General features: G+C 69.0%; 22 protein-coding genes and 1 pseudogene. 15 read left to right on the top strand and 8 right to left on the bottom strand.

From position 1 onward, the window contains the following. Window positions 1-51 precede the first annotated feature (51 nt). Complete coding sequence (locus tag AC0662_RS32305) at window positions 52-1,245, bottom strand: NADH-quinone oxidoreductase subunit D (protein ID WP_452193264.1); 1,194 nt, start codon at window positions 1,243-1,245, stop codon at window positions 52-54. 26 nt (window positions 1,246-1,271) lie between these two features. On the opposite strand from AC0662_RS32305, the gene AC0662_RS32300 reads away from it, so the two are divergent. Both AC0662_RS32300 and AC0662_RS32295 read left to right on the top strand, forming a co-directional pair. After that, window positions 1,272-1,760, top strand: coding sequence for a PH domain-containing protein (locus tag AC0662_RS32300; RefSeq protein ID WP_452193265.1), 489 nt, complete (start codon window positions 1,272-1,274; stop codon window positions 1,758-1,760). Beyond that, window positions 1,757-3,163, top strand: coding sequence for a PH domain-containing protein (locus AC0662_RS32295; protein WP_478305381.1), 1,407 nt, complete (start codon window positions 1,757-1,759; stop codon window positions 3,161-3,163). The genes AC0662_RS32300 and AC0662_RS32295 overlap by 4 nt, the downstream gene beginning before the upstream one ends. A 104-nt stretch (window positions 3,164-3,267) precedes the next feature. Here the strand turns inward: AC0662_RS32295 and AC0662_RS32290 are convergent. Further along, a pseudogene (locus tag AC0662_RS32290) lies at window positions 3,268-3,909 on the bottom strand (SAM-dependent methyltransferase); the annotation flags it as partial. 52 nt (window positions 3,910-3,961) lie between these two features. Here AC0662_RS32290 and AC0662_RS32285 point away from each other — a divergent pair. Further along, window positions 3,962-6,748, top strand: coding sequence for an AAA family ATPase (locus tag AC0662_RS32285; RefSeq protein ID WP_478305379.1), 2,787 nt, complete (start codon window positions 3,962-3,964; stop codon window positions 6,746-6,748). Here AC0662_RS32285 and AC0662_RS32280 read toward each other — a convergent pair. After that, window positions 6,738-7,301 carry a 2'-5' RNA ligase family protein gene (locus AC0662_RS32280; RefSeq protein ID WP_478305377.1) on the bottom strand — a complete coding sequence of 188 codons (564 nt, stop codon included), beginning with the start codon at window positions 7,299-7,301 and terminating at the stop codon, window positions 6,738-6,740. The genes AC0662_RS32285 and AC0662_RS32280 overlap by 11 nt on opposite strands. Before the next feature lie 83 nt (window positions 7,302-7,384). On the opposite strand from AC0662_RS32280, the gene AC0662_RS32275 reads away from it, so the two are divergent. The 7 genes from AC0662_RS32275 to AC0662_RS32245 all read left to right on the top strand — a co-directional run bounded on the left by AC0662_RS32275 (window position 7,385) and on the right by AC0662_RS32245 (window position 14,336). Then, window positions 7,385-8,248, top strand: coding sequence for a Rossmann-like and DUF2520 domain-containing protein (locus AC0662_RS32275; RefSeq protein WP_478305375.1), 864 nt, complete (start codon window positions 7,385-7,387; stop codon window positions 8,246-8,248). Further along, window positions 8,245-9,072, top strand: coding sequence for a pantoate--beta-alanine ligase (gene panC / locus AC0662_RS32270; protein ID WP_478305373.1), 828 nt, complete (start codon window positions 8,245-8,247; stop codon window positions 9,070-9,072). The genes AC0662_RS32275 and panC overlap by 4 nt, the downstream gene beginning before the upstream one ends. 22 nt (window positions 9,073-9,094) lie before the next feature. Next, window positions 9,095-10,753: an L-aspartate oxidase gene (locus tag AC0662_RS32265; protein ID WP_478305371.1), complete on the top strand. Its 1,659-nt coding sequence runs from the start codon at window positions 9,095-9,097 to the stop codon at window positions 10,751-10,753. After that, the gene (gene nadC, locus AC0662_RS32260; RefSeq protein WP_452193279.1) at window positions 10,746-11,600 is read left to right on the top strand and encodes a carboxylating nicotinate-nucleotide diphosphorylase; all 855 of its coding nucleotides are present in this window, start codon (window positions 10,746-10,748) and stop codon (window positions 11,598-11,600) included. The genes AC0662_RS32265 and nadC overlap by 8 nt, the downstream gene beginning before the upstream one ends. Further along, window positions 11,600-12,364: a type III pantothenate kinase gene (locus tag AC0662_RS32255; protein ID WP_452193281.1), complete on the top strand. Its 765-nt coding sequence runs from the start codon at window positions 11,600-11,602 to the stop codon at window positions 12,362-12,364. The genes nadC and AC0662_RS32255 overlap by 1 nt, the downstream gene beginning before the upstream one ends. Before the next feature lie 68 nt (window positions 12,365-12,432). Further along, the gene (locus AC0662_RS32250; protein ID WP_478305369.1) at window positions 12,433-12,870 is read left to right on the top strand and encodes a hypothetical protein; all 438 of its coding nucleotides are present in this window, start codon (window positions 12,433-12,435) and stop codon (window positions 12,868-12,870) included. A 35-nt stretch (window positions 12,871-12,905) separates the two neighbouring features. Continuing rightward, window positions 12,906-14,336 carry a multicopper oxidase family protein gene (locus AC0662_RS32245; RefSeq protein ID WP_478305577.1) on the top strand — a complete coding sequence of 477 codons (1,431 nt, stop codon included), beginning with the start codon at window positions 12,906-12,908 and terminating at the stop codon, window positions 14,334-14,336. On the opposite strand, the gene AC0662_RS32240 is transcribed toward AC0662_RS32245, so the two are convergent. Next, window positions 14,324-14,884 carry a carboxymuconolactone decarboxylase family protein gene (locus tag AC0662_RS32240; RefSeq protein ID WP_452193285.1) on the bottom strand — a complete coding sequence of 187 codons (561 nt, stop codon included), beginning with the start codon at window positions 14,882-14,884 and terminating at the stop codon, window positions 14,324-14,326. The genes AC0662_RS32245 and AC0662_RS32240 overlap by 13 nt on opposite strands. Window positions 14,885-15,029: 145 nt before the next feature. Here AC0662_RS32240 and AC0662_RS32235 point away from each other — a divergent pair, with 145 nt between their 5' ends. Beyond that, entirely contained in the window at window positions 15,030-16,328 is a 1,299-nt protein-coding gene (locus AC0662_RS32235) for a hypothetical protein (RefSeq protein ID WP_452193286.1), read from the top strand. Here AC0662_RS32235 and AC0662_RS32230 read toward each other — a convergent pair. The 4 genes from AC0662_RS32230 to AC0662_RS32215 form a co-directional block, all read right to left on the bottom strand. Further along, a complete protein-coding gene (locus AC0662_RS32230) occupies window positions 16,314-16,991 on the bottom strand; it encodes a DedA family protein (RefSeq protein ID WP_478305366.1) in 678 nt (225 codons plus the stop codon). The genes AC0662_RS32235 and AC0662_RS32230 overlap by 15 nt on opposite strands. Window positions 16,992-17,037: 46 nt before the next feature. Continuing rightward, window positions 17,038-17,958: an SPFH domain-containing protein gene (locus AC0662_RS32225; protein ID WP_478305364.1), complete on the bottom strand. Its 921-nt coding sequence runs from the start codon at window positions 17,956-17,958 to the stop codon at window positions 17,038-17,040. Then, complete coding sequence (locus AC0662_RS32220; protein WP_478305362.1) at window positions 17,946-18,392, bottom strand: NfeD family protein; 447 nt, start codon at window positions 18,390-18,392, stop codon at window positions 17,946-17,948. Before AC0662_RS32220 ends, AC0662_RS32225 begins: the two co-directional genes overlap by 13 nt. Window positions 18,393-18,466: 74 nt before the next feature. Continuing rightward, complete coding sequence (locus tag AC0662_RS32215) at window positions 18,467-19,039, bottom strand: ArsR/SmtB family transcription factor (protein WP_452193293.1); 573 nt, start codon at window positions 19,037-19,039, stop codon at window positions 18,467-18,469. Window positions 19,040-19,095: 56 nt separating this feature from the next. Here AC0662_RS32215 and AC0662_RS32210 point away from each other — a divergent pair, with 56 nt between their 5' ends. From AC0662_RS32210 to AC0662_RS32195, 4 genes are all read left to right on the top strand, one after another. Then, entirely contained in the window at window positions 19,096-20,307 is a 1,212-nt protein-coding gene (locus AC0662_RS32210) for an MFS transporter (protein ID WP_452193295.1), read from the top strand. 10 nt (window positions 20,308-20,317) lie between these two features. Then, window positions 20,318-21,838 (top strand): lysine--tRNA ligase, encoded by a 1,521-nt coding sequence (lysS, locus tag AC0662_RS32205; RefSeq protein WP_452193297.1) that lies wholly within the window; start codon window positions 20,318-20,320, stop codon window positions 21,836-21,838. 223 nt (window positions 21,839-22,061) lie between these two features. Continuing rightward, window positions 22,062-22,391 carry a histone-like nucleoid-structuring protein Lsr2 gene (locus AC0662_RS32200; protein ID WP_452193298.1) on the top strand — a complete coding sequence of 110 codons (330 nt, stop codon included), beginning with the start codon at window positions 22,062-22,064 and terminating at the stop codon, window positions 22,389-22,391. A 339-nt stretch (window positions 22,392-22,730) separates the two neighbouring features. Beyond that, window positions 22,731-25,274, top strand: a complete 2,544-nt coding sequence (locus tag AC0662_RS32195; RefSeq protein ID WP_452193300.1) for an ATP-dependent Clp protease ATP-binding subunit — start codon at window positions 22,731-22,733, stop codon at window positions 25,272-25,274. The last annotated feature ends 55 nt before the right edge of the window (window positions 25,275-25,329 follow it).

Raw genomic sequence — 25,329 nt, 5'->3', positions numbered from 1 at the left:
CGAGGTTGGGAAACAAAGGGTCACCAGGCGGACCTTTGTTTCCCAGCCGACCTACTTGTCGATGTCGCCGACGACGAAGAACATGCTGCCGAGGATGGCGATCATGTCGGGGATCATGGTGCCGGGGAGCAGGGCCGGGAGGGCGGAGATGTTGTTGAAGCTGGCCGAGCGGAGTTTCAGGCGCCACGGGGTCTTGTCGCCGCGGGAGACCAGGTAGTAGCCGTTGATGCCGAGTGGGCTCTCGGTCCAGGCGTAGGTCTGGCCCTCGGGGACCTTGAGGATCTTCGGCAGCCGGACGTTCACCGGGCCGGCCGGCAGGGTGGAGAGCTTGTCGAGGCAGGCGTCGACGAGGTCGAGGGAGACCTTCACCTGCTCGAGCAGTACGGCGAAGCGCGCGAAGCAGTCGCCCTCGGGACGGGTGACGACGCGGAGGACGTCCTGCAGGTCGCCGTACGCGAGGTACGGCTCGTCGCGGCGGAGGTCGGCGTCCACGCCCGAGGCGCGGGCGATCGGGCCGGAGACGCCGTACTGGGCGATCAGTTCGGGGGACAGCTTGCCGACGCCGACCGTGCGCGCCCGGAAGATCTCGTTGCCGAGGACGATCTCCTCGATGTCGGGGAGGCGCTTGCGGACCGCGGCGGAGGCGGCGGCCGCGCGGCCGAGCCAGCCGTACGGCAGGTCCTCCTTCAGGCCGCCGACCCGGTTGAACATGTAGTGCATCCGGCCGCCGGACAGTTCCTCCATCACCGCCTGGATGGTCTCGCGCTCGCGGAACGCGTAGAACACGGGCGTGATCGCGCCGAGCTCCAGCGGGTACGAGCCGAGGAACATCAGGTGGTTCAGGACCCGGTTCAGCTCGGCAAGCAGGGTACGCAGCCAGACGGCGCGCTCGGGGACCTCCAGGTTCATCATCCGCTCGACCGCGAGTACGACGCCGAGCTCGTTGGCGAACGCGGACAGCCAGTCGTGCCGGTTCGCCAGCACGATGATCTGGCGGTAGTCGCGGACCTCGAAGAGCTTCTCGGCGCCGCGGTGCATGTACCCGATGATCGGTTCGCAGCCGACGATCCGCTCCCCGTCCAGCGTCAGCCGCAGCCGCAGTACGCCGTGCGTCGCCGGGTGCTGCGGCCCGATGTTGAGCACCATGTCGGTCGTCGGCAGGTCGGAACCGGCCCCGCCCCGCTCGAAAGCAGGATCGAATCCGGCGGCACCAGCCCCGACTCCCACCACTTTTTCCGTGCTCATGCCTCCTATCGTGACAGGCTGGGGGCGTGGACGACCTCTTCGCACCCTCGGATGTCAGGTGGACGCCGGTTTCGCCGAAGCTGGCGACGCTGCGCCGGTTGAACGCGGCGATCGTGGCCGGGATCGTCGGGATCGCGGCGCTGATCGTGCTCGGGCTGACGCTGGACTGGCTGTACGGCGTGCTCGCGCTGGTCGTGATCGCGCTCGTTTTCGGCTGGGCGTGGGTCCTGATCGGGCGGAACCAGCGGTCCTGGAAGTACGCCGAGCGGGAGGACGAACTGCTGGTCACGCACGGGATCATGTTCCGCGAGCTGGTCGTCGTACCGTACGGGCGGATGCAGTTCGTGGACGTGACCGCCGGGCCGCTGGAGCGGGCGTACGGGATGGCCACCGTCGAGCTGCACACCGCGACGCCGGCGACCGACGCGAAGATCCCGGGGCTGCATCCGGACGAGGCAGGCCGGCTGCGGGATCGGTTGTCCGCCCTCGGTCAGGCGCAGGCGTGGGGCCTGTGACCGAGCAGGCCGTGGAGACCGCCGGCCAGCGGCTCCACCCCCTCACGCCCTTCGTCAAGGGCTGGGGGTACTTCGTCGTCGCGGCGGTCGCCCTGGTCAACAACGAGGGTCTGCGGAGCAATCTGACGTTCGCCGGGATCGGTCTGGCAGCGGTGCTCGTCGGCGGCATCCTGCTCGGGTCGCTGTCCTGGTGGTTCACCAAGTGGCAGCTGACCGCCGAGGCGATCCGGGTGGACAGCGGGTTCCTGTTCCGCCGGTCCCGGATCATCCGGTTCGACCGGATCCAGGCGATCGACGTCGCCCAGCCCTTCGTCGCGCGGCTGTTCGGCATGGCGGAGCTGCGGATGGACGTGGCGGGCGGCGGCAAGAGCGACGGCAAGCTGAGCTACTTCAAGTACGACGAGGCGGTCGACCTCCGCACCACGCTGCTGGTCCGCGCCAAGGGTGAGAAGGCCGCCGAGCAGCAGGAACACGAGCAGCTGGCCGAGTCCGAGGCTCCGCCGCTGCTGACGGTCCCGACCGATCGGTTGCTCGGTGCGACGTTGCTGTCGTCCACCGTCGTCGCCAGCGCCGGCGCACTGGTTTGGGTGATCATCGCGACGATGGTCCTGAACTTCCACATCGGGCTGTTCGCGGCGGTGCCGCTGCTGCTCGGTGTGGTGCAGCCGATCTGGAAGCAGGTCGTGGGCAACCACGGGTTCACGCTGTCGGAGTCCAACCACGGTCTGCGGACCAAGCGCGGGCTGTTCGACGTCCAGCGGCAGACGATCCCGCCGGGCCGGGTACAGGGCCTGCTGATCACCGAGCCGTTGATCTGGCGGCTGATCGGCTGGGCCAGGGTCGAGCTGGACATCGCTGGTGTGGCGGGCCAGAAGGAGGACGGTGACGACCTGCTGGAGGGCGCGCAGCTGCTCCCGGTCGGCGACCTGAAGGAGATGGCCTACGTACTCGCCAGAGTCCTGCCGGGACTCGATCTGGCCCAGATCCAGATGCATGTGGCGCCGCAGCGCTCGAAGTGGCTGCGTCCGATCGGCTGGCGCTACCTGGCGTACGGCGTCGACGACCAGGTCATGGTCACCACGCGCGGCTGGGTGAGCCGCCGTACGTCGATCGTGCTGCACCACAAGACGCAGTCGGTCCGGATGGTGCAGGGGCCGGTCCAGCGCCGGCTGAGACTCGCCAACGTGCACGTGGACACCCCAGTGGGGCCGACCAACGCGGTGGCGTTGCATCGCGACCAGGCCGAGGCTGCAGCGCTGCTGGAAGGTCAGGCCGAGAGGGCACGCGAGGCGCGCCGTACCGTCGCCGCGTCGTTCGCTGTCCAGACCCAGCCGAACGCACCGAGGCCGGACGGGTCCAGCAGCTCACCTGCCTCGCCGGCTGACGACAACTCCGACAGGTAGCGCAGTGCGTCCGTCTGAGCGAGCTCCAGGCTCGGACGGGCGCCGGTGACCCCCAGCGCCCGCAGCGCGTCGCGTTGACTCACGATGGTGCCGCCGAGCGAGTCGAGCGCCACGTGCGCGGTCACGTCGCACGAACCGTCCAGCACCGGCTCACACTCCCGCCCGTCGCGAAAACCCGTCACAGTCCCGTACGGCGGTCTGTTGTCGCGTACATGTCCGTAGTCGATGGCGATCGCCACCGCACCGCCGGCCAACCGTCGTACGACGTCCTGCCAGGCCTCGTCGCGGGCCAGTCCGACCTCGGCACGATCGCCGGGCTCACCAGGCCACCACTCCAGCAGCCAGGCGAGGTCGTTGCCTTCGACAACCGCACTTGGTGTCAGATCGGCAGTCAGATAACGCGGTACGCCGTCCGCGTCCCACTCGACCAGCTCACAGGGCACGTTGTCGAGCCACTCGTTGGCGATCACCAGTCCGGTCAGGCGATCGGGGAGCTGGTCGTCCAGCTCGATGTCGAGCACCGAGAGGCCAGCGGACCGCAGTACGTCGCCCAGCTCGCCGGAGCCGGCGCCGACGTCGACGACCTGGTCCACGCCGAGCTCACCGGCGAGCCGGGCGATCGCCTGTCCGAACAGCGGCGACACGTGCACCGACGTACGGAAGTGCGCTGCCGGACGCTCCCGGCGGTAGAAGCCGTCGGGGCCGTAGAGAGCGTGCTGCCAGGCCTGCCGGAACGTGTCGGTCATCGCCCTACCCGTGCGGTTGCATTGGACCGGACTGATTCTAGGATCAGGCAGCGTGGCGAATCTTCCGGAGCAGCTCGCGGTCCTGTTCGAGGGCGACCCGGCGTTCGACGTGGTCGGTGCGGAACCGCCGTACGTCGTCACTCCCGCGTGGCTCGCGGCGCGGAAGGCGGACATCGCCGAGCTGGTCGACCGGCCCGTCCTGGGGCAGGTGTCGGCGAGCAACAAGTTCTTCGTCGAGGGTTCGCCGCTGCTGGTCGACACCTTCTACTACATGTTCCGGAGTCTGTGGCCGCCGATCGGCATCCTGGCCGGTGGCGCGCGGAACCTGCACTTCCTGCTGCTGAACGAGTGGCGCGCGGAGAAGCAGGAGGTCGACACCAACATCGCCAACTGGCGGGAGACCCCTGGGAAGTTCGACATCCCGTTCCCGCTGCGCCAGGACCACACGTCGCAGGAGGAGGTCATCCGGGGCTGCCGCGACCTGTTGGACCTGCTGGCCGGGGTCCCGGGGCTGGAGGCCCGCCGGAAGGCGATGGCCACCATGCTGGACCGCATCCTGGGGGACCCGGCGCTGCTCGACTTCCACGTGACCGAGGACCGGCCGGCGGTGACGAAGCGCTGGGTCGAGGAGTTCGGCGACGACGACATCCGGCAGGCGTTCCCGCACCTGTCCGGCAACCCACTGGACCTGCTGGTGTTCGGGATGAACCGGTTGCAGGCGGCGTACGACGGGATCGCGGCGGTGACGCCGGAGGCGGAGCGGCCGTTCACCGACGAGGTGGCCTCGCTGCTCGGGCAGATCGGGCGGACCGATCTGCCGGCCGGGCTGTCGTTCTCGGTGCTCGGCCCGTCCGGGACCGCCGAGGTACAGCAGGCGCTGGACCAGGCCAAGACCCGGGTGGAGCCGGCCGAGTGGCGGCGCCGGCGGCAGGCCTGGATGATCCGGGCCGTCGAGGCCGGTGCGCACTCCGAGGCGCGGGAGTTCCTGGCCGCGACGTACCAGGTCGGCGCGAGCCTGAACGGGATGCCCAACACGGCGAAGCCCTCCGACCAGCTGTACCTCGTCTCCGGCTTCTACAAGGGTCTGCGCGACCTGTACGCGTTCCGGCCGCCGAAGCCGGTCGTGGAGGCCGAAGCGGCCGCACCGGACAAGCAGCGGGCGGATGCGCCCGCCGTCGGCGACCCGATCGCCGAGCTGAACGAGATGACCGGTCTGGGCCCGGTGAAGACCCGGGTGCACGAGTTGGTGGCGGAGGCGAAGCTGGCCAAGCTGCGGGCCGAGGCCGGGCTGCGCTTGCCGAAGCCGATGGGTCACCTGGTCTTCAGCGGCAACCCGGGCACCGGCAAGACCACCGTGGCCCGGATCCTGGCCGAGGTCTACCGGGACCTGGGCATGCTGTCGTCCGGTCACCTGGTCGAGGTGGGACGGGCCGACCTGGTCGCGTCGTTCACCGGTCAGACCGCGTCGCGGGTCACCGAGGTGGTCGAGCGGGCGCTGGGTGGCGTGCTGTTCATCGACGAGGCGTACTCGCTGTTCACCGGATCGGAACGGGACTTCGGCCGCGAGGCCGTGGCCACGCTGATCCAGCTGATGGAGACGCACCGCAACAACCTGATCGTGGTGATGGCCGGCTACCCCAAGGAGATGTACTCGCTCGTCGATAGCAACCCGGGGATCCGGTCCCGGGTCCGGACGTTCGTGAACTTCCCGGACTACACCGACGGCGAGCTGCACCAGATCTTCCTGCAGGCCGCCGGGCAGGCCGGATTCGAACTCGGCGAGGGCGTGTCCGACCTCGTGCTGGCCGACCTGCGCAAGGTGCCGCGGGCGCCCGGGTTCGGCAACGCGCGCACGGTCCGCACGATGCTGGAGCGGATCGCGACGCTGCAGGCGGTCCGGCTGGCCGCGCTCGAGTCCCCGACCATGGAACAGGTCCGGACCATCGAGCGGGACGACGTCGCCGATCTCGCCGAGGAGAGCATCGGCGACCTGCCGCGGCACGAGGACCCACGCTCCGAGCTGCAGGGCATGACCGGGCTGACCGAGGTCAAGGAAACCGTTGAGCGGCTGGCCGCGGAGGCGCAGGCCGACATGCTCCGGGCCAAGGCCGGGATGCCGCCGGCCGAGCGGTCCCGGCACATGGTGTTCACCGGCAACCCGGGCACCGGGAAGACGACGGTGGCCCGGCTGCTCGCGGAGATCTACCGGGACCTCGGGTTGCTCGGTGTCGGTCAGCTGGTGGAGACCAGTGGCAACGAGCTGATGGGCAAGTACATCGGCCAGACCGCTCCCAAGGTGCAGCGGGCGGTGGACCAGGCGCTGGGCGGGGTGCTGTTCATCGACGAGGCGTACACGCTGGCGGACCGGCACTCGTACGGCGCCGACGCGCTCGCCACCTTGATCCAGCTGATGGAGGAGCACCGCGACGACTTGGTCGTGGTCCTCGCCGGGTACACCGAGCAGATGGAGGGGCTGTTCCTGCAGAACCCTGGTCTGCGCTCACGGCTGCCAACGACCGTTGAGTTCCCGGACTACTCGCTGCCCGAGCTCCAGGAGATCTTCGAGTTCCAGAGCCATAAAGCGGGGTACCTGCTGGCCGACGGTGTCGTGGAGCGGGTCGGCTCGTTGCTGGACCGGATCCGGCGGGCTCCCGAGTTCGGCAACGGGCGGGACGTCCGCAACCTGTTCGAGGCGACGGTGTCGCAGCAGTCCGTCCGGATCAACGCGTTGACCGACCCCAGCGTCGACCAGTTGCGTGAACTGACGACTGCCGACGTACCGGAGGACTGGCAGGGCAAGAAGGCGTCGAAGGCAGTGGGCTTCCAGGTCAGGAACTAGAACCCAGCGGTACGGCGCCGAACTGGCGCCAGACACCTTCGGCGTTCTCGCGCCACAGTCCCAGCTCGGTCAGCTTGATGCTCGGGGCCGGTGCGGCCGCCAGCGCGGCGTTCGCCTCGGCGACCACGTCCGGACCGCCCTGCGCGGACGACGAGATCGTCAGGTGCGGATGCGGGTCCGGGAACTCACCGCCGTATGGCGGGCACTCGGGAAAGGCCGCGAACACGGCCTGTAGCAGCGAGCGGACCGTGTCGAACGGCTCGGGCCTCAGCCACGCGGTGCCGTTCGGGAACTGACCAGCGGTCGGAAAACTGAGATCGAACGGCTCGACCGACGAGACGGCGGACCGCAGCCGGGCGATGTCGGCGTCGGTGGGTTCGGCGACCCAGGGGACCAGGACCGAGACGTGCGGCGGGATGAGCTCGGTCAACGGGACCTGCGGTCTCGCGGTGGACCGCGACACCGACCTCCAGCGCTCCGTGTACGCCGCCAACTCGGGCACTGTGATCAGAATCGCCGTCAATTCGGTCCCCGCAGCCCACGCATCACTCACCGCCCCATGCTCTCATCACCTACGCTGACAAGTAGATCGTCTGGTACCCCACCTGCGGGACTGGAACGAGAAGAGAGTGAGCGATGGAACGGATCGGCTTGATCGGAGCCGGCCGGGCCGGGACCGCCGTGGGAGCAGCCTTGGCGGCCGCCGGGCATCCCCTGGTCGGAGTGACCGCGCGGTCGGAGGCGTCGAAGGAACGCGCCGCCCGGCTTCTGCCTGCTGTGCCGGTGCTGACCGCCGACGAGGTCACGAACCGCGCCGACGTCGTCCTGGTCGCCGTACCGGACGACCTGATCGGTGAGGTCGCGCGGACACTGCCGCTGAGCAGTGCGCAGTACGTCGTGCACCTGTCCGGCGCACACGGCCTGGCGCCGCTGACCGGGCTGGCCGCGACCCCGATCGCTCTGCATCCCTCGATGACGTTCCCGGGCGGACCGGTGAGCCTCGACGGGGTGATGTTCACCGCAACCGCTCCGGACGCCGCCAGGTACGTCGTCGAGCGGCTCGTGAAGGCCGTGAACGGGCGGGTGCAGTGGGTCGCCGACGACCAGCGCGCCCGGTACCACGCGGGTCTCGTGCACGGCGCGAACCATCTGACCACGCTGGTCGCCCAAGCGATCGGCGTACTGCGGGAAGCGGGCGTCGCGGATCCGGCGGCGACCCTCGGGCCACTGCTGGCCGCAACCCTCGACAACACGCTGCGATCCGGTCATCATGCGCTCACCGGGCCCATCGCCCGGGGCGATGTCGACACGGTGGCAGCACATCTGACAGCACTGCGGGACCAGGCGGCGACGACGTACGCCGAACTGGCCCGCGCGACGGTGGAGATGGCAGCGGAAGACGGACGGCTGGACGCGGAGACAGCCGCTCGGTTCGCCGACGTACTGGCCGAAGCCCGCAACGGGCAGCGGCCGGACCGGACAGGGGAGGCACCGCGATGAGACTCACTCAGACGAAGGCCGAGCTGCGCGCCGCGGCCGCGATCCGGCCCCGGGCGGTCGTGATGACCATGGGCGCCCTGCACGAGGGCCATGCCGCGCTGCTCGGTGAGGCCCGGGAACGGGTCGGACCGGACGGCAGCGTCGTCCTGACGATCTTCGTGAACCCGCTGCAGTTCGGGCCGTCCGAGGACTTCGACCGGTACCCGCGGACGCTGGCCAGTGACCTGGCGATCGCGAAGAACGAGGGGGTCGACCTGGTCTTCAACCCGTCCCGGGACGAGCTGTACCCGAACGAGCCGTCGATCACCGTGCACCCGGGGCCGCTCGCCGACGAGCTCGAGGGCGTGTTCCGGCCGGGGCACTTCTCCGGCGTCCTGACCGTGGTGTCGAAGCTGCTGCATCTCACCGCGCCGGACCTGGCGCTGTTCGGTGAGAAGGACTACCAGCAGCTGACGCTGATCCGCGAGATGGTGTGCGACCTCGACATGGATGTCGACATCGTGCCGGTGCCGACCGTGCGGGAGCCGGACGGGCTGGCGATGTCCTCACGCAACCGGTACCTGAGCGAGACCGAGCGTGACGAGGCCCTGGTGCTGTACCGCGCGCTCAGCGCCGGCGCGAAGGCGGGGATGAACGGGCCGGACGCCGTCCTGGCGGCCGCGCAGGCGGAGCTCGAGGCGGTGCCGTCGGTGAAGATCGACTATCTCGCGCTGCGAGCGCCCGATCTCGGCCCGGTGATCGGCCCCGGCGAGGCCCGGATGCTGATCGCCGCCCGGGTTGGTCAGACCCGTCTCATTGACAACATTTCCATCACTCTCAGATGAATTCGGTTGATACGGTCCCTGAATGACCGCACCCGCAGTTCCCGAGCGGCTGGCTGCTCCGGAGGCTGGTTGGACCGACTCTGTCGACGTGGTAGTGATCGGCTCCGGCGTCGCCGGGCTGACCGCTGCGCTCAGGGCCCGCGAGCTGGGCTCGGTGCTGGTGGTGACGAAGGATGTCGTCGCCTCCGGCTCCACGCAGTGGGCGCAGGGTGGCGTCGCCGCCGCCCTCGACCCGGAGGACTCACCCGAGGAGCACCTGCAGGACACCCTCGTCGCCGGCGCCGGCCTCAGTGACCCGGAAGCCGTCCGGGTGCTGGTGACCGAGGGCCCGGACGCGGTGCGCGACCTGATCGACCTGGGCGCCCGCTTCGACACGATGGCCGACGGCGAGATCTCGCTCGGCCGCGAAGGCGGGCACCACCGCAACCGGATCGCCCACGCCGGCGGTGACGCGACCGGCGCCGAGATCGAGCGGGCCCTGGTCGCCGCGGTCAAGCGGGCCAAGGACATCCGGCTGATCGAGCACGCCCTGGTACTCGACCTGCTGACCACCGACGACGGTGCCGTCGCCGGCGTCACCCTGCACGTGATGGGTGAAGGTCAGCTGGACGGCGTCGGCGCGATCCGGGCGCGCGCAGTGATCCTGGCCTCCGGCGGTCTCGGACAGTTGTACGCGGCAACGACCAACCCGAGCGTGTCGACGGGCGACGGGATGGCGCTCGCGCTGCGGGCCGGCGCGCAGGTGCGCGACCTGGAGTTCGTGCAGTTCCACCCGACCGTACTCTGGCTCGGCAAGGGCGCGAAAGGCCAGCAACCGTTGGTGTCCGAGGCCGTCCGCGGTGAGGGCGCGTTCCTGGTCGATCACAACGGCAAACGTTTCATGCAGGGTCAGCACGAGCTCGCCGACCTGGCGCCGCGGGACATCGTGGCGAAGGCGATCATGCGCCAGATGCTTGCCACCGGCAAAGACCACGTGTACCTGGACGCCCGGCACTTCGGCGACGAGAAGTGGCGCGTCCGCTTCCCGACCATCCTGGCGTCCTGCCGCTCGCACGGGATCGACCCGGTCCACGAGCTGATCCCGGTCGCGCCGGCCTGCCACTACTCGTCCGGTGGCGTCCGGACCGACCTGAACGGCCAGACCTCGGTGCCCGGTCTGTACGCGTGCGGCGAGGTCGCCTGCACCGGCGTCCACGGCGCCAACCGGCTGGCCTCGAACTCGCTGCTCGAAGGCCTGGTCTTCGCCCGCCGGATCGCCGCGCATCTCGCGGACGGACTGCCCGAGCAGCGGGAGCCGGCCGAGGACCGTCGTACGCCGGGACTCGTCGACGCGGACATCGTGCCGGAGGTGCAGCGGGCGATGACGGTCGGTGCCGGTGTGATCCGGAGCGCGTCGGGGCTCGCAGAGGCCGGGGCGACGATCGGGAAGCTGATCGAGCTGCCGTACGACGAGCCCGGCACGCCCGGCTGGGAGGCGACGAACCTGGTGACCGTGGCCTCCGCCCTGATCGCGGCCGCGACGGCTCGCGAGGAAAGCCGTGGCGCGCACTGGCGCGAGGACCACCCGGACCGCGATGATCTGCACTGGTCCGGCAGCCTGGACCTGACACTCGACCAGAACGCTGTGCCGAGGGCCACGTTTGTTCCGCACGAATCCGAGGAGAATGACCGGCATGGATGAGACAGTCGACCGGCAGTGGGTCGGTGACCTCGTGCGGGCGACCATCGAGGAGGACCTGGCCGGCGGTGTCGACGTGACCACCACGGCCACGGTCGACCCGGACCAGGTGTCGGTCGCCGAGCTGGTCGCCCGCGCCGACGGTGTGGTGGCCGGTCTGGAGATCGCCGAGCTGGTACTGCGCCAGGTCGCCGCACCGGACGAGATCGAGATCGAGTACGGCGTCCGCGACGGTGCGTCCGTCCGCCAGGGCGACGTGCTGATGACGGTCCGCGGCAAGACCCGGCAGCTGCTCACCGCTGAGCGCACCACGCTGAACCTGCTCTGCCACCTGTCCGGTGTCGCCACGCTGACGCGGCGCTGGGTGGACGCGGTCGAGGGCACCGGCGCGGTCATCCGGGACACCCGCAAGACGATGCCGCTGCTGCGCTCGCTGGAGAAGTACGCCGTCCGCTGCGGTGGTGGGAAGAACCATCGAATGGGCCTGTCCGACGCCGCGTTGATCAAGGACAACCACGTGATCGCGGCCGGTGGCGTCGCCGAGGCGTTCCGGCTGGTGCGCAAGGCCTACCCGGAGATCGGGATCGAGGTCGAGGTCGACTCGGTCGAGGACGCGCTGATCGCGGTCGAGTCCGGCGCCGAGCTGATCCTGCTCGACAACATGGACGTCCCGCTGCTGCGCGAAGCGGTCGAGAAGATCGCCGGCCGCGCGAAGCTCGAGGCCTCCGGCGGCCTGTCGCTCGACGTGGCCCGCGCCGTCGCGGAGACCGGCGTCGACTACCTCGCTGTCGGTGCGCTCACGCACTCCGCGCCGGTGCTCGACATCGCGTTGGATCTCCAGGAGGCCTGATGTTGCTGGCCGTCGCCGTCGAGAACACCAGGACGTTGGTTGGCCTGGTGCTCGACGGCACGGTCAAGCGGCACTGGTGGGTCGGCACCGATCCACGCCGTACGGCGGACGAGTGGGCCGTCTTGTTGCAGGGCCTGCTCTCCGGTGAAGGGCCCGTCAGTGGGATCGCGGTGTGTTCCGCCGTACCGCATGTGCTGCACGAGTTGCGGGACGTGGTGTCGCGGTACTACCGGGACGTGCCGAGCGTGGTGGTGGAGCCGGGGGTGAAGACGGGGCTGCCGGTGCTGGTGGACAACCCGCGCGAGGTCGGCACCGACCGGATCGCGAACGCGCTCGCGGCGGTGCACGCGTACGGCGCGCCCTGCCTGGTCGTCGACGTCGGGACGGCGATCACCATCGACGTGGTCAACCCGGCCGGCGCCTTCGTCGGCGGAGTGATTGCCCCAGGCATCGAAACCGCGACCGACGCGCTCGGGTCCGTGGCCGCGCAACTACGCCGGGTCGAGCTGGTCCGGCCGCGGTCGGTGGTCGCGAAGAACACCGTGGAGGCCCTGCAATCCGGTGCGATCCACGGCTTCGCCGCGCTCGTCGACGGCCTGGTCGCGCGGATCCGGACCGAACAGTCTCTTGACCCGGACACCCCGGTCGTCGTCACCGGCGCCCTCGCGTCGCTGCTCACCGGTCAGTTGAGTACGCCGGTCCGCGACGAACCGTTGCTGACCCTGCACGGCCTGTACCAGGCGTTCGCCCGCAACCACAGCTGAGGGTGATTTCCTCTTGTGCGCTTGAGGGATCCGTCCCACCATGAAGGCAGCTACTTTGGGGGGAAGCCATGAGAGCTGCTTATCGGATCATTGCCGGCCTGATCGCGATCGGCGTGGTGGTGCAGGCGATGGCCATCGCGGCCGCCTGGTTCATCGCGCTGAAGGACGTCGACGACGGACTGGTGATCGACAAGAACTACAACGGCGACTGGGGTCACAGCCTGCACAGCATCGTCGGGTCGACCATCATCCCGTTGCTCGCGCTGTTGTTGCTGATCGTGTCGTTCTTCGCGCACGTCGAAGGCGGCGTGAAGTGGGCGCTGTACGTCTTCGGCCTCGTCGTGCTGCAGATCGCGCTCGCGTTCCTGGCCTTCGCCGTGCCGGTGATCGGTGCGTTGCACGGTCTCAACGCGCTGGCCCTGCTGGCGGTCGCGGGGCTGGCATCCAGACGCGCCGCCGGGGTGCCGGAGGTGGCCGGCGCGAAGTCCGGCCAAGCGGCCGCATAGATGCCTTGGGCAACTGAACGGCGGTGGTCGTGACCATGCGGCTGCCGCCGCGTCGTGTCCTGCTCGCGGTGCTGGCGACGATCGTCGTGCTGGCACCGATCGGCTTCTTCTGGCAACGCAGCCTGGTCCCGAACAACCTGTCGCCGATGACGATGGGGTACGCCGACTTCGGCGGCGGACCGGTCCCCGACCACCTCCACCACGGCGTGGACGTCAGCGAATTGACCGGACCGCCCGTGCAGAAGCCGGATGTCGTCGTCGACCTGGTCGCGCGCAAGGAACGCTTCGACATCCCGGGCCGTGGCTCGATGGACGGCATCACCTTGAACCACACGTCGCCCGGTCCGCGAATCGTCGCGAAACAAGGCGATCTGGTGCAGATCACGCTGCACAACGACAACGTGACCGACGGAATCACGTTGCACTGGCACGGGGTCGACGTACCGAATGCCGAGGACGGTGTCGCGGGCGTGACCCAGGACGCGGTACTCCCCGGTGGGTCGCACGTGTACCGCTTCGTCGCGAGGGACGCCGGCACGTACTGGTACCACTCGCATCAGATCTCCCACGAACAAGTGCGGAAGGGCCTGTACGGCGTACTCGTCGTGCAACCCACACCGACGGACGTGATCGCCGCGATCCACACGGACGACCAGGTGCGCACGGTGAACGGCGAGTACGGCGAACGTCGGGTGAAGGCGCCGGGTCCGGTCGCGCGGGTGCGGTTGATCAACACCGACAACGGGCCAATGTCGGTCTGGGTCGACGGAGCGTCGTACAAGGTGGTCGCGGTCGACGGGCGGGACGTGAACGCGCCGACGGTGGTGAGCGGGAAGAAGGTACTCGTCACCGCGGGCGGCCGGGTCGATCTCGAGGTACCGACCGTGAAGGCGGTGCGGATCGGGCTCGGTGGTGGGCCGACGACGCTGGTGATCGGGGACGGCGACGCACCGACTGGGACGGAGCCGACGGACCGGGTCGACCTGCTGACGTACGGGTCCCCGAAGCCGCTCGGGTTCGATCCCGCGAAGGCGGACCGGTCGTTCCGGTACGACATCGGCCGGCGGATCGGGTTCTTCGACGGGAAACCCGGGCTGTGGTGGACGATCAACGGGCACCAGTTCCCGGACGTACCGATGTTCGTGGTCAACGAGGGCGACATCGTCCGGATGACGATCAAGAACACTTCAGGACAGGTGCACCCGATGCACCTGCACGGACACCACGTCGTCGTCCTGAGCCGGAACGGGGTCAAGGCGACCGGGAGCCCGTGGTGGACGGACTCGTTGAACGTCGAGGACGGCGAGACCTACGAGGTCGCGTTCGTGGCGGACAACCCGGGCATCTGGATGGACCACTGCCACAACCTGCCGCACGCCGCGCAGGGGCTGGTCACCCACCTGATGTACGCGGGCGTCAGCACGAAGTTCCACCTCGGGGGCGGCCCCGGCAATCAGCCCGAGTGAATCGGGCGGCCGACCGTGAGCGCCGTACGCAGCGACTCCGGCAACCCGTTGAACGCCGAGTCGGGCTGCGTGCCGGTGCCGTCCAGGGTCTTGGAGAAGAACGAGCGCGCCGCGGCAGCCAGGACGACGTCGAGTACGTCGTCGTCGGTCAGCCCGAGGGACTTCAGCTCGTCCACATCGGCCTGCGTGACGCTGTCGGCACCGAGGGCGACCTTGCGGGCGAACGCCATCACCGCGCGGTCGACCGGGTCGTTCGGCGGCTCGGCGACCAGCGCCTCGACCTCCTCCGCGGTGTAGAACTTGTCGGCCAGCACCTGCCCGTGGGCGAGGCAGCAATAGCTCGACTTCAGCGCGCTCGCGGCCGCCAGCGTGGCGAGCTCGTAGCGGCGCAGGTCCATGGACTCCCTGATCGCGCCGTTCAGTTGCTTCCACGCGTCGTACACGGCCGGTCGGGCAGCGAACGTGGTGACGAAGTTCGGGATGTGCCCGGCCGCGGCCCGGTTCGCCTCGAAGAACTCCGGGTTGCTGGGCGTACTGATGAAAGCCATCTGGCCCCCCTTTGCGGCTTCTCTCACGGTAGGGGCGCGATACCGATCCGGCAACGGCTGTGGGAGGGCAGCACCTCGTACTGGGTAAGGTTCACCCGATCGGTTCGAGACAGCATCGTGAGGCGGCTGAGACGAGGTGGTGGGGGTGCGGCGGTTGCTCGCCGTGGCGCTGGCGGTGGTGGCGGGGGCGACCTCGTTGACCGCGTGTGCCTCGGACCCGGCGCCCACCGACGTCGCGGTCGCCTGGGCGCCCAAGGGGCGTGCCGCGGTGGTGGTGACCTGGAAGGACGCCAACCAGCCGAACCGGATCACGATCGAGGGTGTGCTCAGCGAGAGCCCGTCGTACGTGAAGTACATCCCGGCCGGTGACCCGAACCGTTGGGAGATCCCGACCTCCGCGTTCCCGCCGGACGGCAACTACAAGGTCGCGGTGGCGACCGGTACGTCGCAGGGCGGCGTGACCAGCAAGCCCGCGAAGTCGCCGGTGTTCGACACCGACGGACCGGTGCGGCCGAGCGGGGCCACGGTCGCGGCGCAGGGCCGCGGTGTGCTCGTCAAGTGGTCGGTGCCGGTGGCACCGCAGGACTTCACGCCGAACGACCCGCTGGACGTGAAGGGCAAGAAGACCCAGCGGTACGTGCCGATGGTCGGGCGGACCGGCCAGATGCTGAAGGCGATCGGTCCGGCGACCACCGCGAACCAGCAGTTGATCAAGAGCATCAAACCGCCGTACGTCTTCCAGCTCCGCACGCAGAACGAGTGGAGCACCCGGACCGGCGGGCAGGTGCTCGGACTGACCAGCTCGATCAACGCGGCGGTGCCGGCGCTGGCGCAGTTCAGTGTCCCGATCCGGATCCGTGGCCGGGTCATCCTGCACCAGGTCGCTTGCGACCTCGACGTGCCCTGCACCAGCCAGCGCGCGACCCCGGCCGGCGTACCGGTCGTGGTGCTGACCCAGGCCACCCCGGGCGCACGCTGGACCCCGGCGGCACGCGGTACGACGACGCCCGGTGGGTACTACGACGTCGCGGTGCCGACGGGTGGCAGCCGTCCGTACAAGATCACCGTGCCGGTGTACACCAAGGGCGGGATGATCACGGGGCCGTCGACCAGCAAACCGGCGTACACGAAGAGCATCGTCCGGGTCGCCTCGGCCGGATTCGCCGGGGGCGCGACGGCGAAGGCCCGCGGGACCACCGTCACCGTGTCCACGACCGTGAAGCCGGCGATGAACACCACCGTGATGCTGCAGGCCTGGAACCGGCAGACCCGGACCTGGACGAACCTGAAGGCGGTGGCGATGCGGAACGGGGTCGCCGCGCTGGCCTTCAAGGCCGGGCAGCCGGGGGACTTCGTCTACCGGTTCGTGATCCCGGGCGCGATGATGTTCGGCCGGCCGCTGGACGGGACCACCACGGCTCAACTGGCGCTACACATCCGCTGACTCGGCGGCCGCGGTCTGGGCCGTCTGCTCGGGAGTCGTGACGGCGGCGCGGCGGCGTTTGCGGACCTTGTGGACGACGTACAGACCGACCACGACGACCGCGACCGCGATCGCGGCGCCGACCGAGACCCGGCCGAAGATCTTGTCGGCGTTGTCGCCGATCTTGTACGCGACGATGCCGATGGTGGTGGCCCAGGCGATGCCGCCGGCCGCGTTCGCGGCCAGGAACCGGGGGTAGTGCATCCGCAGCATGCCGGCCATCGGGCCCGCGAAGATCCGCAGCAGCGCGACGAACCGGCCGAAGAAGACCGTCCAGACGCCGTACTTGTGGAAGTACTTCTCGGCGCGGACGATCCGGTCCTCGGAGAAGTGGTGGAAGCGGCGGCCGAGCCGTTCGAACAGCCGGCGGCCCGCCTTGCGACCGATGAAGTACCCGATCGAGTCGCCGATGATCGCGCCGGCCGCGGCCGCGAGGATGACGTACTCGATCTTCAGGTGGTGCTGCTGCGAGGCGAGCAGGGCGGCCGCGATCAGCGTGGTCTCACCGGGCAGCGGCACCCCCATGCTCTCCACGCCGATGACGAGTCCGACCACCAGATACGCGAGGATCGCCACCCCGGTCGGGATGGCGATCGCTTGAGCGAGCAGCAGAGGTTCCCCCATGCACCCATAGTGACATCGTCGGACAACCGATTTGGTGAGGGGGCAACTATCCCCGGGGAATCTCAGGGTTGTGGCCGTTCCCCGACGGGATCTTCGGGGTCTCGGCCAGTGTCTCGGCCGGTGTCTGGTTCTGGGTCTCGCCGGTGAACGCCTTGGTGACGTTCTGCAGCGCGGCGGTGACCTCGGACGGGATTACCCAGAACGTGTTGCCGGGGCCCTTGGCGAGTTCGGGCAGCATCTGCAGGTACTGGTACGCGAGCAGCTTCGGGTCGGGGTCGTTGCGGTGGATCGCCTCGAACACGGTGTCGATCGCCTTCGCCTGCCCCTCGGCGCGCAGGATCGCAGCCTGCCGCTCACCCTCGGCGGTCAGGATCCGGGACTGCCGCACGCCCTCGGCGGTGAGGATCGCGGCCCGCTTCTCACGGTCCGCCCGCATCTGCTTCTCCATCGACTCCTTGATCGACGGCGGCGGATCGATCGCCTTCAGCTCGACCCGGTTCACCCGGATGCCCCATTTGCCCGACGCCTCGTCCAGTACGCCGCGGAGCTGGGAATTGATGTGCTCGCGGGACGTCAGCACCTTTTCCAGGTCCAGGCTGCCGATCACGTTGCGCAGTGTGGTGACGGTGAGCTGCTCGATCGCCTGCTCGAAGTTGGCGATCTCGTACGCCGCCGCACGGGGATCGGTGACCTGGACATAGAGCACCGTGTCGATGTCGACGACCAGGTTGTCCTCGGTGATCACCGAGCGCGGCTCGAACGAGATCACTTGCTCGCGCAGGTCGATCAGTTGCCGGGGCCGGTCGACGAACGGGATGAGGACGTTCAGCCCGGGTTCGAGGGTGCGCAGGTACCGGCCCAGACGTTCGACGTTGCTGGCCCGCGCCTGCGGCACGATCCGGACAGTCCGGACGACCAGCACGATGGCGAGCAGGGCGACGACCAGTCCGATGATCAGTTCGGCCATGGTTCCTCCTGAGGGTGTACGAGGGCGGTGGCCCCCTCGATTGCGAAGACGTCGACCCGGGTGCCCGCGGGGATGTGCAGGTGGGGGTCGTAGGAGCGGGCGCTCCACTCCTCGCCGCCGATCCGGACCCGGCCGGCGTCCCGGTCACAGGCGGCCAGCACGACGGCCTCGCGCCCGATCAGGGCGGCGACCCCGGTGCGCAGCTTCGGGTGCCCGGTGAGGTGCCGGCGCGCGACCGGCCGGACCAGCGTGACCATCGCGGCGGCGGTGACGGCGAAGGCGACCACCTGGAAGCCGACGCCGAGCCCGAGCGCGGCGGTCCCGGCCGCGGCGAGCGCGGCGATGGCGAGCAGCAGCAGGTCGAAGGTCGCTGTCAGCAACTCGGCCGAGCCGAGGACAGCGGCGACGATCAACCACAGGACCCAGGACTGCATGACAACCACCCGACAGCGGAAAGTACCGCTCACTTCGAAGGTACTCCGGGATACGCCCTCCGGTAGCTAACGGTTCAGCTGCCTTCGGTCGCCTTCGGTGGCGCTCCGGTCGGGACGAAGGCCAGCAGGGTTGTGACCGGCCGGGTGCCGGCCGGGTGCGACGTCGCCGTCCGGCCCTTCCGGTACTCGTCGACCAGGTCGGTCAGCCGAGTGATCAGCTCGGTCGCCTCGTCGTGGGTCAGCCACAGCCGGGTGCGATTGAAGCTGCTGAGCGCGTCCCACGGGTCGTCCGCACCGAGTTCCTCGAACTGCTCCATCAACCGGTCGACGTTCGCCCGCATCATCGCCTGACTGGCCAGCCGGCCGGACCCCGCGGACTGCGACGAGATCGTGAGGCCGGTCCCGAGCGCGCGCCACGGGCGCTCGCGACCGTCGCCGGAGGCCTCGGCGCGCTCGATGATGCCCCAGCGCTCCAGCGCGCGGAGGTGGTAGCTGGTCGCCGACGGAGTCAGGCCGGCCAGCTCCGCGCACTCGGTCGCCGTCAGCACCCGGCCGCTGTAGAGCTCGTCGATGATCCGCTGCCGCGCCGGATGCGCCAGCGCCCGGATCGCCCGCGGGTCCGAGATCTCCACTCGTTTCTGCTTCACCACGCCGTCACCTTACTGCTTGACGGCCCGGAATCTGAAGTGTTTACTTCACAACTATGAAGCAAACACTTCAGACTTCGATCTGGTCGCACCGGGACGCCCGGCTGGTGCTGCCCGCCCGGGCGCTGTCCTACGCGGGGGACTCCATCGCGCTGATCGCGCTGATGCTGCGGGTCTCCGACGGCCACGGTCCCGCCGCGGTCACGGCGCTGCTGCTCGCGTTCGCCGTACCGACCGTCGCGATGATCCCGTTCGCCGGGCGGATCGTGGACGGGTACGACTCGCGGACGGTCCTGGTCTGGTCCGGGCTGCTCCAGGTCGCGGCCGGCGTCGGTCTCGCGTTCGTGAACGACCTGGTCCACACGCTGGTGCTGGTGTGTGTGCTTCAGATCGGTCAGGCCGTGGCCGGTCCCGCGTGGGGTGCGCTGATCCCGCGGATCGTCGGCGAGGAACTGATCGGCCGCGCCACTGGGACCAGTCAGGCCCTGATCGGCGTCGCCACGCTGGCGGGCTCCGCGGTCGGAGGCGTCCTGGTCGGCTGGTCCGGCACTCGCGGCGCGCTGCTGGTGGATGCGTCCACCTTCCTGGTCCTGGTGATCGTCGCGCGCGCGGTCCGAACCCGCCGTACGCCGGAGCGCGGGAGCGGGAAGGAACAGGGCGCCGTGATGGCCGGTCTGCGGGCGATCTTCGGTGACGACGTCCTGCGGATCCTGGTGCCGGCGCTCTGGCTGTTCGTCGTGGTCGGCGAGGCGGTCAACGTGGTCGAGGTGTTCCTCATCACCGGCGAGCTCGGCCTCGGCCCCAGCCTGTACGGCGCTGCGGGGGCGGCGACCGGGGCAGGAGCGATCGCCGGTGCCTGGTACAGCGGACGGCTGCACAGCGACCGAGCGCGGTCCGGGGGAGTCGTCGCCGGGATGGCGGCGATCGGCGGCTCGTGCGTCCTGATGGGGCTGGCCGGCAACTTCGTCACGCTGATGATCGGCGCGACCACGATCGGTCTGGGGAGCGGCATGCTGAACGCCGCGACCAGCTCACTGGTGGTCACCAGATCCGCCGAGAGTGTCCGCGGCCGGGTGATCGCGGCCCTCAACGGGACGGTCCGATCGTTCAGCGTTCTGGCCCTGCTCCTGGGCGGTCTGGCGGGCGCACTTCTCGGTCCGCGGGGCACCTTCGTGGTCTGCGGAGTGGCGTGCGCGGTGGCCGCCGCGGTCGCCGGGGTCCTCGTCGTACGAACAAAGGATTCGGAGCTCGAGGCAGTCAGTCACTAGCCTTTGCTGCATGACTGATGCACACGTGGACCCGGTGAACCCCGACAGCGGGCAGGACGACCTGCCCGAGCAGATGCGGGTCCGCCGGGAGAAGCGTGACCGCCTGCTGGCGGAAGGAGTGCCGCCGTACCCGCTCTCGGTGCCGCGGACGCACCTGCTGAAGGACCTCCGGGCCAAGTACGACGCTCAGGACCTCGAGGCCGACACCCGGACCGGCGAGCAGGTCTCGGTGGCCGGCCGGGTGATCTTCCTGCGCAACACCGGGAAGCTGTGCTTCGTCCGGCTCCGCGAGGGCGACGGGACCGAGCTCCAGGTGATGCTGTCGCTGGCGGACCTGGGTGAGGAGGAGCTGGCCCGATTCAAGCAACTCGTCGACATCGGCGACCTGCTGGCCGTGCAGGGCGAGGTGATCACCAGCCGGCGCGGTGAGCTGTCCGTGCAGGCCACCGCCTGGCAGATGGCCGCGAAGACGCTCCGCCCGCTGCCGAACGAGCACAAGCCGCTCAGCGAAGAGGCGCGCGTCCGGATGCGGTACGTCGACCTGATCGTGCGGCCCGAGGCGCGCGAGATGGTCCGCGCCAAGGCGGCCGTCCTGAAGGCGTTGCGCGCGACGTACGACGAGCACGGCTTCGTCGAAGTGGAGACGCCGGTGCTGCAGCTCACCAACGGTGGCGCCGCGGCCCGCCCGTTCTCGACGCACCTGAACGCGTTCGACCAGGAGATGAAGCTGCGGATCGCGCTCGAGCTCGACCTCAAGCGGGCGATGATCGGCGGCGTCGACCGGGTCTACGAGATCGGCCGGACGTTCCGTAACGAGGGGCTGGACTCCACCCACTCGGCGGAATTCTCGATGATCGAGGCCTATCAGGCGTACGGCGATTACGACACGATGGCCGAGCTGATCCAGGAGCTGATCCGGAACGCCGGTCGCGCGATCGGGCGGACGACCGTCACCGGGCGCGACGGTTCGACCATCGACGTGGAGCAGCCGTTCCGGCACGCGACGCTTTTCGGGCTGCTGTCCGAAGCGGTCGGCGAGAGTGTCGACGTGACCACCGACCTGCCCACGCTGCTGAAGTTGGCCGATCAGCACGAGGTCGAGCTGCAGCCCGGCCGGAATGCCGGCGAGATCGCCGTCGACTTGTTCGAGAAGCTCTGCGAGCACACCCTGATCCAGCCCACCTTTGTCCGCGACTATCCGGAGTCCGCGCGGCCGCTGGCGAAGCCGCACCGGGAAATTCCGGGACTGGTCGAGGCCTGGGACCTGTTCTTCAACGGCGTCGAGCTCGGGGTCGCGTACTCCGAGCTGAACGACCCGGTGATCCAGCGGGATCGCCTGGAAGCCCAGTCGGTGCAGGCCGCCGCGGGTGACCCGGAGGCGATGGAACTCGACGAGGACTTCCTGCGGGCGATGGAATTCGGGATGCCGCCGGCCGGTGGTATGGGGATGGGCCTGGACCGGCTGGTGATGTTGCTCACCGGGACCGGTATCCGGGAGACGATTCTCTTCCCGTTGCTCCGGCCCGAGTGATTTCCTTCGGCCGGTAGTTGCATAGCACAACGGACGGGTCCTGCAAATCCGGGGTCGAATTCATTCCGGTCGGTCCGGTTGTGGATCGGATGAATACTCAAAGTCACGAACGACGGTGCGGCGTCGATGAATGACACGAAGCCGGTTTGTGCGGTACAAATCAGGTGCTAACAATTCGGCAGGGGGATTGTGCCCGATGGCGGGCGCGGAAAGGTTGTCATCGATGGCGCAAAGGGTGCAGGTGGTTCTCGAGGACGATCTCGACGGCGGAAAGGCCGACGAGACCGTCACCTTCGGACTGGACGGAACGACGTACGAGATCGACCTGTCCAAGAAGAATGCCGCCAAACTGCGCGACGCCCTGGCTGCCTACGTCGGCTCCGGCCGCCGGGTCTCCGGCCGCCGGGGTGCAGCGGGCCGGGCGCGCGGCCGCGGCCGGTCGGCGTCGGACTCCGCCGACATCCGGGCCTGGGCCAAGGAGAACGGGTACGAGGTCAGCGAGCGCGGCCGGATCTCCGCCGAGGTGCGGGCGGCGTACAACGACGCCAAGTAATTTCCAGTTGCTGATGGTCCCGGCGCCCTAATCGGCGCCGGGACCGTCCGCATTCCGGTTGTTTCACAGAGTGGGACCGGGCGTGTCGCGCCTGATGGCTGACCGGACAGGTAGTTCGGCGAATTCGCTGGTGGCGAACATGCTGTCCCATCCCGGTCGCGCGGGAACACGCTGGAGATCTGTGCGGTTGTTCCCTTGTGATGCCGCCCGGGAGGCTGGTTGACGCGTGATCGGATGTTCGCCGAGAGCGAGGCTGTCGGCCCCGGGGACTAGCATGCATGTACGGGGGTCGGCCAACACGGCACGTCCGACTCCTCTGAGGCAAGGAGCGCTTTGGCGATGTTTGAACGATTTACGGACCGCGCCCGTCGGGTAGTCGTCCTGGCTCAGGAAGAGGCCAGGATGCTCAGCCACAACTACATCGGGACCGAGCACATTCTGCTCGGCCTGATCCACGAGGGTGAAGGGGTCGCCGCCAAGGCTCTCGAGAGCCTGGGTATCTCGCTCGAGGCCGTACGTTCCCAGGTCGAGGAGATCATCGGCCAGGGGCAGCAGGCTCCGAGCGGGCACATCCCGTTCACCCCCCGCGCCAAGAAGGTGCTGGAGCTCTCCCTGCGCGAGGCCCTGCAGTTGGGCCACAACTACATCGGCACCGAGCACATCCTGCTCGGCCTCATCCGCGAGGGTGAGGGTGTCGCCGCGCAGGTCCTGGTCAAGCTCGGTGCGGACCTGAACAAGGTCCGGCAGCAGGTCATCCAGCTGCTGAGCGGGTACCAGGGCAAGGAGACGACCACTGCCGGTGCGCCCACCGAGGGTGCGCCGAGCAGCTCTCTGGTGCTCGACCAGTTCGGCCGGAACTACACCCAGTCCGCTCGTGAGGCGAAGCTCGACCCGGTGATCGGGCGCGAGACCGAGATCGAGCGGGTCATGCAGGTGTTGTCCCGCCGTACCAAGAACAACCCCGTCCTGATCGGTGAGCCGGGCGTCGGCAAGACCGCCATCGTGGAAGGTCTGGCCCAGCAGATCGTCCGTGGTGACGTCCCGGAGACGCTGAAGGACAAGCAGATCTACTCCCTCGACCTGGGTGCCCTGGTGGCCGGTTCGCGCTACCGCGGTGACTTCGAGGAACGCCTGAAGAAGGTGCTCAAGGAGATCCGCACCCGCGGCGACATCGTGCTGTTCATCGACGAGATCCACACCCTCGTCGGGGCCGGCGCGGCCGAGGGCGCGATCGACGCGGCGAGCATCCTGAAGCCGATGCTGGCCCGCGGTGAGCTGCAGACCATCGGCGCCACCACCCTCGACGAGTACCGCAAGTACGTCGAGAAGGACGCCGCCCTGGAGCGCCGGTTCCAGCCGATCCAGGTGGCCGAGCCCTCGATCGCACACACGATCGAGATCCTCAAGGGCCTCCGCGACCGGTACGAGGCGCACCACCGGGTGACGATCACCGACGCCGCGCTGGTGAACGCCGCCCAGATGGCCGACCGGTACATCTCCGACCGGTTCCTGCCGGACAAGGCGATCGACCTGATCGACGAGGCCGGGGCCCGGTTGCGGATCCGCCGGATGACGGCGCCGCCGGACCTGCGCGAGTTCGACGAGAAGATCGCGACCGTTCGCCGGGAGAAGGAATCGGCGATCGACGCGCAGGACTTCGAGCGCGCCGCGCGGCTGCGCGACGACGAGAAGAAGCTCATCAACGCGAAGTCCGAGCGCGAGAAGCAGTGGAAGGCCGGCGACATGGACGTCGTCGCCGAGGTCGACGAGGAGCTGATCGCCGAGGTGCTCAGCACCGCGACCGGCATCCCCGTGTTCAAGCTGACCGAGGAGGAGTCCTCGCGACTGCTGGACATGGAGAAGGAGCTGCACAAGCGCTACATCGGCCAGGAAGACGCGGTCAAGGCGCTGTCCCGCTCGATCCGGCGTACTCGCGCCGGCCTGAAGGACCCGCGCCGCCCGAGCGGCTCGTTCATCTTCGCCGGGCCGTCCGGTGTCGGTAAGACCGAGCTGTCCAAGGCGCTGACCGAGTTCCTGTTCGGTGACGAGAACGCACTGATCAGCCTCGACATGTCGGAGTACTCGGAGAAGCACACGGCCTCCCGGCTGTTCGGTTCGCCTCCTGGGTACGTCGGCTACGAAGAGGGTGGCCAGCTGACCGAGAAGGTCCGCCGCAAGCCGTTCAGCGTGGTGCTGTTCGACGAGGTGGAGAAGGCCCACCCGGACATCTTCAACTCGCTGCTGCAGATCCTGGACGAAGGTCGCCTGACCGACGCCCAGGGCCGCGTGGTCGACTTCAAGAACACCGTCATCATCATGACCACGAACCTCGGTACCAAGGACATCGCGAAGGCGGTGAGCCTCGGGTTCGCGCAGGCGAACGACGTCGGCGGCTCGTACGAGAAGATGAAGGGCAAGGTCACGGAGGAGCTCAAGCAGCACTTCCGTCCCGAGTTCCTGAACCGCGTCGACGAGATCGTGGTCTTCCACCAGCACACGATGGACGACATCGTCCGGATCGTGGACCTGATGGTCGCCCAGATCGAGCAGCGCCTGAAGGACAAGGACATGGGCATCGAGCTCACCCCGGCGGCCAAGAAGCTCGTCGCCGAGCGTGGCTTCGACCCGGTCCTGGGTGCTCGCCCACTGCGCCGCGCCCTGCAGCGCGACGTCGAGGACGTGCTCGCCGAGAAGATCCTGTTCGGGGAACTCCGCCCCGGCCAGATCGTCCTGGTGGACGCGGCCCCGGAAGGCACCGTCAACGAAGACGGCCTGGCCGAGTACTTCACCTTCACCGGCAACCAGAAGTCGACCGAGTCCGACCTGGAACTCACCGACCTCGCCGCCGGCGGCACCCCCGGCACCGGCCTCCAGGACTCCTAACCCTGCAGGCAGGCCCCGGAGGCCAACACCAAGCAATCCCAGTGGTCGCCGCAAC

Source organism: Kribbella sp. NPDC043289 (assembly GCF_056436705.1).
Note: the sequence above shows the minus strand (reverse complement) of the source record. Positions and strands in the feature narration are given on the sequence as shown.

Bases quoted from the DNA above. Each gene is read 5' to 3' on its own strand.
- nadC (WP_452193279.1), top strand. From the start codon at position 10,746: ATGGATGAGACAGTCGACCGGCAGTGGGTCGGTGACCTCGTGCGGGCG.
- AC0662_RS32265 (WP_478305371.1), top strand. From the start codon at position 9,095: ATGACCGCACCCGCAGTTCCCGAGCGGCTGGCTGCTCCGGAGGCTGGT.
- AC0662_RS32230 (WP_478305366.1), bottom strand. From the start codon at position 16,991: ATGGGGGAACCTCTGCTGCTCGCTCAAGCGATCGCCATCCCGACCGGG.
- lysS (WP_452193297.1), top strand. From the start codon at position 20,318: ATGACTGATGCACACGTGGACCCGGTGAACCCCGACAGCGGGCAGGAC.
- AC0662_RS32225 (WP_478305364.1), bottom strand. From the start codon at position 17,958: ATGGCCGAACTGATCATCGGACTGGTCGTCGCCCTGCTCGCCATCGTG.
- AC0662_RS32220 (WP_478305362.1), bottom strand. From the start codon at position 18,392: ATGCAGTCCTGGGTCCTGTGGTTGATCGTCGCCGCTGTCCTCGGCTCG.
- AC0662_RS32275 (WP_478305375.1), top strand. From the start codon at position 7,385: ATGGAACGGATCGGCTTGATCGGAGCCGGCCGGGCCGGGACCGCCGTG.
- AC0662_RS32250 (WP_478305369.1), top strand. From the start codon at position 12,433: ATGAGAGCTGCTTATCGGATCATTGCCGGCCTGATCGCGATCGGCGTG.
- AC0662_RS32255 (WP_452193281.1), top strand. From the start codon at position 11,600: ATGTTGCTGGCCGTCGCCGTCGAGAACACCAGGACGTTGGTTGGCCTG.
- AC0662_RS32200 (WP_452193298.1), top strand. From the start codon at position 22,062: ATGGCGCAAAGGGTGCAGGTGGTTCTCGAGGACGATCTCGACGGCGGA.
- AC0662_RS32245 (WP_478305577.1), top strand. From the start codon at position 12,906: ATGCGGCTGCCGCCGCGTCGTGTCCTGCTCGCGGTGCTGGCGACGATC.
- AC0662_RS32240 (WP_452193285.1), bottom strand. From the start codon at position 14,884: ATGGCTTTCATCAGTACGCCCAGCAACCCGGAGTTCTTCGAGGCGAAC.
- AC0662_RS32305 (WP_452193264.1), bottom strand. From the start codon at position 1,245: ATGAGCACGGAAAAAGTGGTGGGAGTCGGGGCTGGTGCCGCCGGATTC.
- panC (WP_478305373.1), top strand. From the start codon at position 8,245: ATGAGACTCACTCAGACGAAGGCCGAGCTGCGCGCCGCGGCCGCGATC.
- AC0662_RS32210 (WP_452193295.1), top strand. From the start codon at position 19,096: ATGAAGCAAACACTTCAGACTTCGATCTGGTCGCACCGGGACGCCCGG.
- AC0662_RS32195 (WP_452193300.1), top strand. From the start codon at position 22,731: ATGTTTGAACGATTTACGGACCGCGCCCGTCGGGTAGTCGTCCTGGCT.